The 12,096-nt window shown below is 39.4% G+C and carries 9 protein-coding genes; all 9 read right to left on the bottom strand.

Annotation, left to right across the window (positions count from 1 at the left end):
* Positions 1 to 16 precede the first annotated feature (16 nt).
* Genes CSD97_RS00260 through CSD97_RS00220 form a run of 9 tightly spaced genes read right to left on the bottom strand, consistent with a single transcriptional unit; the run spans position 17 to position 12,074 of the window.
* The gene (locus tag CSD97_RS00260; protein WP_173675093.1) at positions 17 to 1,033 is read right to left on the bottom strand and encodes a uroporphyrinogen decarboxylase family protein; all 1,017 of its coding nucleotides are present in this window, start codon (positions 1,031 to 1,033) and stop codon (positions 17 to 19) included.
* A complete protein-coding gene (locus tag CSD97_RS00255; RefSeq protein ID WP_098031807.1) occupies positions 1,030 to 1,698 on the bottom strand; it encodes a vitamin B12 dependent-methionine synthase activation domain-containing protein in 669 nt (222 codons plus the stop codon). The genes CSD97_RS00260 and CSD97_RS00255 overlap by 4 nt, the downstream gene beginning before the upstream one ends.
* Positions 1,685 to 2,368 (bottom strand): corrinoid protein, encoded by a 684-nt coding sequence (locus CSD97_RS00250; protein ID WP_098031806.1) that lies wholly within the window; start codon positions 2,366 to 2,368, stop codon positions 1,685 to 1,687. Before CSD97_RS00250 ends, CSD97_RS00255 begins: the two co-directional genes overlap by 14 nt.
* 7 nt (positions 2,369 to 2,375) lie before the next feature.
* Positions 2,376 to 3,458, bottom strand: coding sequence for a uroporphyrinogen decarboxylase family protein (locus tag CSD97_RS00245; RefSeq protein WP_244284003.1), 1,083 nt, complete (start codon positions 3,456 to 3,458; stop codon positions 2,376 to 2,378).
* A gap of 11 nt (positions 3,459 to 3,469) precedes the next feature.
* Positions 3,470 to 5,155: a hypothetical protein gene (locus tag CSD97_RS00240; protein WP_130080319.1), complete on the bottom strand. Its 1,686-nt coding sequence runs from the start codon at positions 5,153 to 5,155 to the stop codon at positions 3,470 to 3,472.
* Positions 5,156 to 5,160: 5 nt separating this feature from the next.
* Positions 5,161 to 6,351, bottom strand: a complete 1,191-nt coding sequence (locus CSD97_RS00235) for a hypothetical protein (RefSeq protein WP_159461922.1) — start codon at positions 6,349 to 6,351, stop codon at positions 5,161 to 5,163.
* Positions 6,352 to 6,379: 28 nt separating this feature from the next.
* Positions 6,380 to 7,414 carry a hypothetical protein gene (locus tag CSD97_RS00230; protein ID WP_098031802.1) on the bottom strand — a complete coding sequence of 345 codons (1,035 nt, stop codon included), beginning with the start codon at positions 7,412 to 7,414 and terminating at the stop codon, positions 6,380 to 6,382.
* Between the two features lie 20 nt (positions 7,415 to 7,434).
* Positions 7,435 to 8,994: a RagB/SusD family nutrient uptake outer membrane protein gene (locus CSD97_RS00225; RefSeq protein ID WP_098031801.1), complete on the bottom strand. Its 1,560-nt coding sequence runs from the start codon at positions 8,992 to 8,994 to the stop codon at positions 7,435 to 7,437.
* 20 nt (positions 8,995 to 9,014) lie between these two features.
* Positions 9,015 to 12,074, bottom strand: coding sequence for a TonB-dependent receptor (locus CSD97_RS00220; RefSeq protein WP_098031800.1), 3,060 nt, complete (start codon positions 12,072 to 12,074; stop codon positions 9,015 to 9,017).
* Between the last annotated feature and the right edge of the window lie 22 nt (positions 12,075 to 12,096).

The following is a 12,096-nucleotide window of genomic DNA, read 5'->3' as shown; positions in this document are numbered from 1 at the left end:
AGAATATCTTGTATTTCTATTTCAGATGAAGATTATAATCCTGAAGTGCCCTATAGAAGGCGTTGATATTCTCCGGCGCTACATGGGGAGGCACATCACATCCGGTAGATAGAACAAAATTCCGATGTCCGGATGTCTTGCCAAGCAATTGCGTAGTAGCAAAATAGACACCTTCCGGAGTACCCATCTTCATACAGCCTACCGGGTCCAGATTTCCCATTACAAGCACATCGTCCGGGCATTCCTCTAAAGTGGCCGGCATATCTATCCGATTACCAAAATGCAGGCCAGCTGCTCCGGTTTCAACCATTGCACCGGTACAATGTCCCGTATTGCCGCAATTATGCAATACAATCATAAACGTGTCGTCCTGCACCGCTTCTACAATCTTTTTAATAAAAGTTGAAGAATAGGTAGAACAATCCTCTGCTGATATCAATCCTGCTGCAGGTTCTGCAATCACGACTCCACCTACGCCGGTTCTCTTAATTTCCTTGCAATAATTCAGCAGAAATTCACTACACTTTTCCAGAAGCAGCATTACCATATCCGGATCAGTATAAATGGCAGTCATGATTTCCGTCATTCCCATCAACCGTCCTGCCAAAGAATAAGGGCCGATGCAACCCGCCAGAATCGGCTTATCCTGAATAGCCTCAGCCGACAAACGATTCACAAGAAGATACTCTGGCAAACGCCCCTGATCCATACCCGGAATATTTAACTTTTCCACATCATCCATATCCGTCACCAAATTACCTATCACACTCGGCACTTCATTTTTCGGAAAAGTAACTTCTGCCCCAAAAGCTTCAGCCTCAACAGTCAAATCCATGATAACAGTTGCAGCAGCAGAAGGATACATATCATATAACTTCTTGACAGCCTGGAAGTGTATATTCCCATTAGTAACAGCATCAATTACCTGGTAATTACAGAACTCAATGCCCGGATGAGTCATTATAGGTATTGCAACCCGTTCCCGTCTATCCATCAGGTCACGGGCCCATTGTGTCATATTTATCATAGCTATTTCTTTTTTCGTTTATAACAGGATTGCATATTACAGACAGCACAACCATATAGGTTTCTCTTCACATGTTCTCCTATTCCTATTATCCCACTAATTGATTTTATCGGAGTCATCAGAAAGCATTCAGAAAGTGTTATATTACAAGGATTATCACCTAAAAGATGAAAGATGCTTTTTTGGTCAGAAAGCGGCCAGCCACAATAACCCGGACTGAAACGCCGGGTATGAGACAAAACGCTCAATTCTGCCTGAAGAACATTTTCCATATAATCTCCGGTCTTTTCTACAATGCAAGAACCTATTGCACTAACCAGATATTCCTCAAAAACATCATTTCTTGTCACTGCTTCTTTCATTACCTTTTCTAAATGCTCGCCTGCTGTAGCTGCAAATACAGCGAATGCCGTAGCACCTTCCATAATGGAAGAAATTATTGAACCCACATTCAGCAAAGTATCTCCTATCCATATAACCTCCCTCTCTACCTTTCCCGAATAAATCCGATAAACAAACCGGGACATGACTAAAGAAGCCGGATCGTCCAACAATAAATCAATCTGCTGCTCGACAAAGGAATCGGCGTCTTTAATACCATATCCCATCTCCCTCAGCACATCACGGTTCGTAATATTCAGCTTATCAAAAGGCACCTCATGCACATTCATGGCGGCTGACTAAATCATCTAATATTTCTACCAAAGCTTGAGGTTCTTCCGTATAATAATCTATACCTATGCTTTTAGCAAATTCCTCACTTACAGGAGCACCTCCGGCAAAAGTTATCACACACGGATTTTCCTCCTTAATTGCTACATTAATTTTTTCCATGTTGACCATAGTAGTAGTCAACAAGGCAGACATACCGACAAAAGCATCAGGGTTCTCCTTCACAGCAGCAACAAACTGCTCTGATGTAACATTGATACCTAAATCAATAACCTCATAACCATTTCCCTCGAGCATCATCGATACTAAATTTTTGCCAATGTCATGAAGATCTCCTTCTACTGTACCTATTATAAATTTCCCCTTGCGCTTCACTGAACCGTCTGCAAAATACTTTTTCAAAAATCCCATGCCTATGCTCATAGCTTTAGCACTCATCAGAACCTGAGGTACAAAAACTTTGTTATCTTTGAACTTTACTCCGATATTGTTCATTCCCGTAATTAAACCGGCAGTAAGAATTTCATTCGGAGAAATTCCGGTTGCCAATGCTTGTTGGGTCAATTCGTCCACCCCATCTTGCTCTTTCAAAAACGGGGGATATGGGACTTTACGATTCAATTTCCCATATTCCACACAAACCGCTATTTTATTTAAAATATCATTCATCGCTATACTAATATTTACCGTTTGCTTCTCTTCTACGTATTTCTTTTACAGCATCTACCATTGCTTTGAAGCCCTCAATCTGCATATAGTCAGGTATGGAATTCCCTGAACCAAGTCCGTAACCTTTAGCTTTGGCACGGAAATGGGTTCCATCTTCCAGCACCTTCTTATACACTTCATCATAGGGATGCAAAATCAGATAATTCATATCAAATCCGCCAAATAGTCCAATTTTATCAGAATAATTATCAATCCAAGTATCATACGGAGCTATCTGATCTTCATTGGAATGTTTTGCATCAATCCCCATGTCAATAATATCCGGCATAACTTCAAAGATATTACCACAACTATGCAACAAGAATTTCTTGTTGCCGGCATGGATTATATCAATGACTTTTTTATGCTGAGGTAGAATGAATTGCCGGATTGTATCAGGCTCCAACATAGTAGCAGTACGGTGCCCAAGATCATCTCCCATACGGAAAAACACAAAAATATCACTATATTCACGTACCATTCTGGCCCACAACTTCTGATACAGTTCTCCTATCTTGTTGAACAAGTCAGAAAAAAGCTCCGGATCAAGATATTGCATGACGCATAGACTCTCATAACCAACCAGGTCTTGTGCAGATTCAAAAATACCATATCCGCACCCACCATAAGCCTTCATTCCGACCGGCATCACTCTACGAATAGCTTCTAATCTTGGAGAATATTTCTCCCAGAAAATTGCAGGCAACTCGTCGAAAGGATACTTCTCAAAATCATCACGTGTCTGGATAGGCCCTAATTTTCCACCCAAGATGGCCCCATGCCCCGGAAATATCTCACAAATGGCTGCTTCGTAGTCGAAAGCATCGTAGGTATGCCCTTTCCAAAAAGATATGTAGGTCGAGAAATAATCATCCAAATCAGCGTCTGACTTACAATTGTCTATTGACAGTTCACATCCCAAGCACTTGGCAATGAATGGAGGATCAATATGATGCTCATACAGAGGTAGATAATCGGGACGTTGATTATTCAGCACTTTCAGAATATTAGTATAATCAGGCTGAAAAACATTCATCGTATTGTTATTCATCAATCTAAACTCTATTTATTATTATAGTCTATCACTACTCCATTCACCAGGGTCTTTTTGCCCTCATAGGTGATTTTTCCTTCCGTTGGAGCCAGTACCAGTATCATCGCCTCATCAGCGGGCATACTAAACTTGAATTTGCCTTTTACAGACTTGGCGATAAATTTATTGGAAATGGCATCATACACATCACAAGATATTGAGCCTAAGCAAATTTCCACCTTTTTGCTTACAGCATAAGGATTATAAAATAAATAACTCGGATATCCTTTTTCATGGAAGAAGTCTGTTTTCAACAAATCAAACTTCAAGATAGCTTCCACATTTGTTTTCTCCATAATACCACCCAGATAGCCTACAGAAGCTGAACTATACAGTGACAAATTCGTTTCAGCCCATCCGTAAGGCACAGCATCTCCCGTAGCAAAAGGACTTTTTCCATCTTTATATTGACGAACCGCCTCGTATGCTATATAAGAATTAGGATCATATTTACGAGACCATTCTGCACAATCCTGATTCTCAATCGGAAGATATTTTGAATAGAATAAGCGGTTAGCATTTGCAGAATTAAGCAGGAACTTACCAATAGCACGTGCATAACGATCGTCGTAACGTACCAGTGGAGCTAAGATACCCATTTGTTGGAATGCATTCATAATGAAAGCAAAATCACCCCAAGTTGTTTCACCTTCTTTACTTATAGCTGCCATCATTCCTGAAACATCCATACCACCCCAGTTACCTACAACAGTTCCCCAACCTAATGTATGCTGCCATCTTCTGAGTGGTCCTACGTCAAAACACCAATTCAATATCTTATGTAAATCATAATTTGTACCTAGCTCAGCATTCATACGGGCAGCATTGATGGTACCATACAAATATTGCAATTCATAAGACGGATTAGAGGTAAAACTAGAGAAACGTTCCATACAAAGTTTTGCCGCATCCAAATATTTCTGTTCGCGTGTCTGTGAATAAGCCATATAGAAAAGCCAGCCCATAGCACCGGCTGCTTCAGGTTCAGGTACACTTCCCAACAAAGGTTTCATCGTGTCAAAGTTAAATGCACGGAAATTCGTATCAGGCAATGTACCTTTCTCTGCATCGCCTCCCAATGCCTTTACACATTCCAGCCAACGGTCAGCAACAATGGTGAATTCCTCCTTAAAATTACCGACTTCAGGATACAAAGCATAGAGTTGATAAAACAGTATGTTGGGAATCAACTCATACCACCAGTCATATCCAGTCACTGCACTAGTCCGATTTCCATATAGGTTTAGTCCATTTTTGCAATTAAAGAACTCTTCGGACATCAAAACCCAATTCTGACCGAAAGAATTAGTCTTATCTACCCCACACAACGTTGCTCCAACAATTGACATAAACGTATTGATAGATTCTGTCTTCAAGGTATCGGTAGATCCGACAAAAGTGTATTGCAAATAGCTTTTACGTCCGGGGAAATTAGTAACATCCGAAGTAATTCGGGTTAACGGAAGATATTCTCCTTTCTTTGTTACATCATAAACCAGTGAATCATAACCAATCGCAACTTGCTTCCAATCGCGCATTATATAAGGTTCCGGTTTATTAGGCATTAACTCTATCCTATCGATTTTGAGTTGCTGTCCAAGCATGGCAGGAGCTATTCCCACCAAGAATAATATAGATAATAAATTTCTTTTCATTAGTATTATTGATTTAGATAAGGGCTATGAGCCAAACATGTATAATATTCACTACCACCATAATAAAACCACCACTTACCGTCGTGTAACGTTAGCCCATTGAAAAAGATGCAATCGCTGAATGATGAAATTGGAGTATAGGGAACATCCGCAGAATAACCATTTTCATAAGGATAATGCGGATTCGCCATCAAAACCGGTGCAGGCAGGTAATCCAAGGGTTTTTCAGGGTCTTTCTTAGAAAGAAGCACTTCGCCAATAGCATAGAAATGCCCGGTATGGTTACCTCCGGTAAACAATACAATGCGGTCAGGATCTGAACTTACATGATTGCATAAAGCAAAACAGCCTTCACCACCTGGCCAAGAATTCGGATTCTCTTTAGATTCCCATTTTATCAAGTCGTCCGAATAAGCAATCAGACCATCGTTCAAATACATAATATATTTGCCGTTCACTTTCACAGCCTCATTATGAGGATTCTGTAAAACAACTCCGTTACGATGAGTACGCTTTGCTTCAGGAAATACAATTCCCACTTTAGTCCAATGACGCAAGTCTTTTGAAGTAGCAAGGAATGTACCATTCTGTTTCAGATCTTTTTGATTTTCCCAGAACCACTGATTACAGAACAAATAGTAAACATCGTCTTTTCTGACCAGATTTACATCCTCATAACTATATTTACGGTCTTCACCGGTCCTGAAAAACGGACTATTAATTGTATCTTTCACAAAATGAATGCCATCCGTACTTGTAGCAAGGCCTATATCACAAATATAATCAATTGGAGTATTCTGTTCTATGTCAATTGGTTGTTCCCCTCTATATACATAGTAGAATACGTCATCCTTTATGATGATACTGCCATTATGCACACCTCCGCCATAACGACCCTTATCCCAACACCCTGGTGAAGGATACAATACGGGATTATGTTCATACTTGGTGCAAGGGCCTATTGCCCAAGGATATGTTTTATACATGTCAGTAGGCACCTGGATATCTTTCGGAAAAGTTCCCCACCAGCGCTCCGTACTATAAGAATAATGATGCCACGCTTTTTCATTATCTTTATTAGGAAACTGCCATTCAAATATCCCTTCTTGATTATTGTAATCTGTAATTTTCTCCTTCGTCCCACTACAAGAGGATAAAAGCGCCACACTCACAAGTAAAAAAAGTCCTTTTTTCATGTTCATTTCTATTTTAATTAATAATTGGTTATTCTTTGTAAGGAGCCTTTGCGAGACCAATTTGATGGTCGGCAGCTCCATAGTAAAGGTACCACTCTCCATCATGCAAAGTCAATGATTCGCAAAACAAGGTATAGTGGATAAAGCCCTTCTGTTCATAAGGTTCTGTAGGAACCATATAAGGGTCTTCCATTATCTCTACAATTTTCTCCGGATTGTCTTTCTTTATCAAACTTTGCCCTAAAGCATAATTCCATGTCATCTCGCCGTTTCCACCATTATGTCGGCTTCCGAGGAAAAGGATGATATTCTGTTTCGTCGGTTCATAATCTGTCATAGCCATACAAAACTCCCAAGGATAAAAGCCTTTTGGAATAACATTCTCTATATCTTTAATTTCCCAATGTATCAGATCTTCCGAATAACAAATATGTGCCGTATCATTTCCTGAACAGTACAAAACATATTTGCCATTGATTTTCACCGGCCTGTTCGATGGATCTGTAAGGATAGCGCCATTCTTGATATTTTTAATGTCCCAATCTCCCCAGATAGGGCCATGCTTAGTCCAATGTTTCATATCAGCAGAGGTGGCGACACAGAGCCAAAAACTGTGTTTGTCGGCACAATATGCCGTATAATAAACATAGTATGTTCCATCCAACTCAATCAAACGAGGATCTTCCAATCCGCCAGGAAGCTCATAATCAAACTCCGCTTTCAACACCGGATTATTAGGATAGCGCTTCCAATGAATACCGTCTTCACTCTCAGCAAAGCCTATTTGTGACCGATAATGTTTAAACAGAGTCGTATCGCTATTCTCACCACGATATAACATCAAAAATCTATTATCTCTTACAATAACAGCTGGGTTATAGGCATTTTGCGATTCCCAAGTACCGAACTTACCTTGCGGCTTCATAATCGGATTACCTTCGTATCTCTTGAATGGGCCAATAGCCCATTCAGGATACTTTTGAGAATAAACCGAGCTTGTTATTGCCCCCAACATTGTAAGCCCCAAAAGACTTAGAAGCAATTTATAGTAACTTACTTTCATCTTAAAATTATTTTCATCAATTAATAATTAGGATTTTGAGTCACAATATTATTGGTTCTATCTATTTCGCTTTGAGGGATAGGCAATAAATAATCTCTGTTTTCCTCAAAACGAGCACCTTTGGTTGTATTATATTTCGTTGCATACGCTTTCATGACTTGCCCGAAACGCTTCTGGCGGATAAGTTCTTCTCTTCTCCAACCTTCCATAGCCAACTCACGACGGCGTTCCTCCCAAATTCTCTGCCGAAGTTCATCCTTATTGGTAGTAGTTATATCCGGTAAAGAATTAGGTGTAGTAGCCGGAATATATACCTGCTTATCTCTTCTGGGATCTATCGGATCTGTTTCACGTGCTCTCTTACGAACTTCATTCAAATAAATCAATGCCTCACCGGATTTATTATTTTCATTCAGTGCTTCAGCATAGAGCAACAAAATATCAGCATAACGGATAAACCGGATATTATAAGAAATTAACCATACATCCCAGCCTATCTTATCTACTGCAGGTACAGTCATTTTATAGTCGTGATACCCTGTAGGAGAAACAGAGTTATTCTGCTCTTGTGTATCCCCAGCATAACGATCACCCGTATGAGTAAATACATAAGTAAGTCTTGGGTCATCAGCATCATACGCATCCCACAAATCTTGCGATGGACAATGGAAACCATAACCGCCATAACCGGCCACCGCCCCACGACTCGTGAAGAAATGAGGCACATTAGTTCCGGTACCTACATTCTTATTATACATCTGATTGGGAATTTCAAAAACAGATTCCGAACTGTTCTCATACTCCTTGAACCAATTATAGCTATATTGAGGCAGTAATTCATACTTTCTCGAATCTACAATCTCCTTGAGTACCTTCTCCGCTTCCACATAATTGAATGTAAACATATACGTTTTAGCTAACATGGCTCTTGCCATTCCGCTGGTCACACGATATTGTTCATCAATAGAATACTCACCCTTTGCCGGTAAATTTTTGGCATCCGTTAGATCTTGAATAATAAGTTCATAAATCCTTTCTTTAGGAGTACGTTCAGTAATAGTTACTGCGTCCGGAGTTGTAGGCTCTGTTATCAAAGGTACATCACCGAAAGAGGTAACCAAGAAATAGTAACCGAATGCACGAAGTGCTTTGGCTTCATTGACATATCGTTTCAACAATTCAGTGTCTCCTTGAGCGGACGGAGCATAATAAATCACATCATTAGCTCGATTTACCAAACCATACAATAAACGCCATCTTCTAGCAACCTCGGCATTACTAGGCTGAGTAATAAACTGTTCCATATCATACATTTCAGCCATATCTCCCTCACTACCACCGCCTTTCAGAGCGTCATCCGTAGTGCAATCACCTATCAGGTAATGGTCCAAAGCATACTCATTCCATTTGACTCTCAGCTGTAAATAAGCTCCGGTCAGAGCCTCACCAATTTGCGTATCTGTCTTATAAAAAGTTTCACTCGTTTGTTGTCCATAAGTTGTTGTATCCAATAAATTGGAACAACTGGAACCAGCAATACCTAATGAAAGTATCAACGAATATATTAATTGCTTTTTCATGATATTTCTGTATTATTAGATTAAAAATTTGCATTTATACCCAAAGTTATCACCCTCGAAGTTGGATAACGAGTATTATCATATCCCATATTCAATGGATTATTTGAACCGATTTCCGGATCGATACCGGAATATTTAGTGAATGTTAATAAATTCTGACCACTTACATAAATTCTTAAAGATGACAGAACTTTCATCTTTTCACAAATTTTCTTAGGAAGATTATAACCCAACTGAGCATTCTGCAAACGCAAATAGGAGCCATTCTCAACAAACCAACTGGAGCCATTACCATAGTTCTTATTTTCGTCAACAGTACTGATACGAGGATAAGATGCATTATCTCCTTCTTTTCTCCAAGCATTAGTATAAGCCTCTTTCAATGCATTCTGAGCGGAAGCCATACCAAATGACTTTGTTCCATTCCAAATATCATTACCCAAAGTTCCCTGAAATGCCAAAGACAAATCAAAATTCTTATAGCTTAATCCAACATTGAAGCCATAAATCAAATCCGGATTCGGGTCACCTATGAAAGTACGGTCTTCATCATCAATAGCACCATTGCCACTCAAGTCAGCAAAAATAAAATCACCCGGTCTGGCATTAGGCTGGATTTTCTTTCCATCCTTCACGTAATTATCTATTTCTGCCTGATTCTGGAAAATACCAATTTGTTTATATCCAAAGAAACGTCCGATAGGGCCACCTACATAAGTGCGGCTGACAGAACCTGTCAAGTAATAGTTCTTATCTGTAGTCAATCGTGTTACTTCGGTTTTATAGGTCGATAAGTTGACGCCAATGTTATAATTTAAGCCACCAACGTTATTTCTATAATTCAGATTCATCTCAAAACCTTTGTTCGAAACATCGCCTGCATTACTCCACGGGCTGTTAGGATAGGAAGAGAACTCCGGCATCGGCACTTGCAACAACATATCCTTTGTTTTTTTCACAAAATAATCAAAAGTCAAATCCAAGCTATTATTGAATAATGTCAAGTCGACACCAAAGTTAAGCTGCTGGCTTGTTTCCCATTTAATCTCCGAGTTGCCGATGTTCTTTGGAAGATACCCTTGAACAAAATAATTTCCATAGTACCATTTATCATCCACACCTCCACCAATCAAAGTCAAGGCTGCATTGTTGTTGATGCGTTGGTTACCATTTTGTCCCCAGCCGGCTCTGATTTTCAAATTATCCACAACATTTTCCCAATGCAAATTCTTGAAAAACTCTTCATTACTAATTCTCCAGCCTAACGAGAAGGAAGGGAAATATCCCCAACGGTTACCTTTGGCAAACCTGGAAGAGCCATCAGTTCTAAAACTTACCGTTGCTAGATAAGTATCATTATAATTATAGTTGATACGTCCCAAATAAGACAATATCACACTTTCTGCTTTTGTTCCACCGGCTAAATCACCGGTAGTTTGCGAATCAAGTACATGGAAAGCATCATCATTACCCGGTCCTCCGGTTTTATAGGCATTAGCTGTTTCGCTCGTGTACTTCTCATAAGTAGTAGCTACCATAGCATTCAGTGCATGCTTCCCAAACTTCACATCATAATTGAATTGATTCTCAACTATCGAATTGAAAACAATGCCATTATTCTTCGTCAATTGAGTGGTAGTATTATACTTATCTTCTTTATTCGCCATATTGTTTTCTGTGAAAACAGAAGAATATATTGGCTTAAAGGCCGTATAAAGACTATGGTTCCTCTCAAAACTATATTGGAAACGATAACTGAATCCTTTAAACAACTTAACGTTTGCGAAGACATTTCCATATACATTCAAATTACTTGTATCACGATCAAATAAATTAAGATATGCAACCGGATTCGGATTAAACGCAAACTCGGTAGGAGCATACTTATTATATTCATAATCTGGAATAGAGGAATCTACTAAAGGATTAATGACCGGAGTAAAAGGATCGGCTTGTATGATAAAGTCAAAACGAGGCAAAGAAGAAGTATCCTTTGACTTGGTTTTAGCCAAACCAACGTTGGCACCTATCGTAATAAGGTCCTTCACGATATCATACTCCTGATTCAAGCGTAATGAAATGCGATTAAATTTCGTAGTAATAATGGCACCTTCATCATCCAAATAACCAATACTTAAAGAGGAGCGCATCTTATCCGTACCTTTTCGTATGTTTAAGTTATAATTCTGGTTCAAACCAGTCTGTGTCGCTTCATTCCACCAGTTCGTATCATATCCTCTCTCATACTGCCTATCGAATTTAGGATCTAAAGTCTGACCGGCATTCTTGTAAGCCTCATGCATAAATGAGTGAAACTCTGTGCTATTGCACATTTCAAGTGCTTTATAACTACTCTTAAAACCGACATAAGCATCCAAAGAAACAGAAGTCTTACCTGATTCACCTTTCTTTGTCGTTACCAGAATTACACCATTAGACCCTCTCGAACCATAAATAGCACAAGCCGATGCATCTTTCAATACCTCGATACGATCAATATCCGAAGGGTTCAAATTATTCAAGTTATCCAACGGCTGCCCATCAACAATATACAAAGGATTATTATCGTTGACAGACCCAAGACCTCTGACACGCACAATAGCACTTTCACCAGGCTGCCCAGAACTGGAAGAAACAAATACACCTGCCGCTTTTCCGGTTAATAACTGTGATACATTAGAGACTGCGTAATTTTTCACATCCTTAGAAGATACGGAAGAAATTGATCCCGTCAAATCACTTTTCTTTTGTGTACCGTAGCCAACAACTATCACTTCATCCAAAAGATTCATATCTTCCTTCATAGCGATATTGATTACACTTCTTCCCTTAACTGGGATAGACTGTGTTTCATATCCTATATAAGAAACAATCAATGTCCCTTGAGGGTCAACATTCAGTGAATACGTACCGTCCAGGCTAGTAATAGTACCCGTCCCTGCTCCTTGAACTGCAATAGCCACACCTGAGAGGATTTCTCCTGATCTGGAATCTTTTACGACTCCACTGATCTTTGTTTGGGCAAATGATGTCAAGACAAGACAAAATACACCCAATAAAACCAAAAATGTCCTTTTCATGCTGTAATGATTTAAAATTAAT

The sequence above is a fragment of the Bacteroides sp. AR29 genome, assembly GCF_900217715.1.
Classification (GTDB): domain Bacteria; phylum Bacteroidota; class Bacteroidia; order Bacteroidales; family Bacteroidaceae; genus Bacteroides; species Bacteroides uniformis.
The sequence above is the reverse complement of the archived record's forward strand: the minus strand, read 5'-3'. Positions and strand labels throughout refer to the sequence as shown.

Coding starts and splice junctions, on each gene's coding strand:
- CSD97_RS00255 (WP_098031807.1), bottom strand. CDS start 1,698: ATGAATGTGCATGAGGTGCCTTTTGATAAGCTGAATATTACGAACCGT.
- CSD97_RS00250 (WP_098031806.1), bottom strand. CDS start 2,368: ATGAATGATATTTTAAATAAAATAGCGGTTTGTGTGGAATATGGGAAA.
- CSD97_RS00245 (WP_244284003.1), bottom strand. CDS start 3,458: ATGAATAACAATACGATGAATGTTTTTCAGCCTGATTATACTAATATT.
- CSD97_RS00240 (WP_130080319.1), bottom strand. CDS start 5,155: ATGAAAAGAAATTTATTATCTATATTATTCTTGGTGGGAATAGCTCCT.
- CSD97_RS00235 (WP_159461922.1), bottom strand. CDS start 6,351: ATGAAAAAAGGACTTTTTTTACTTGTGAGTGTGGCGCTTTTATCCTCT.
- CSD97_RS00230 (WP_098031802.1), bottom strand. CDS start 7,414: ATGAAAGTAAGTTACTATAAATTGCTTCTAAGTCTTTTGGGGCTTACA.
- CSD97_RS00225 (WP_098031801.1), bottom strand. CDS start 8,994: ATGAAAAAGCAATTAATATATTCGTTGATACTTTCATTAGGTATTGCT.
- CSD97_RS00220 (WP_098031800.1), bottom strand. CDS start 12,074: ATGAAAAGGACATTTTTGGTTTTATTGGGTGTATTTTGTCTTGTCTTG.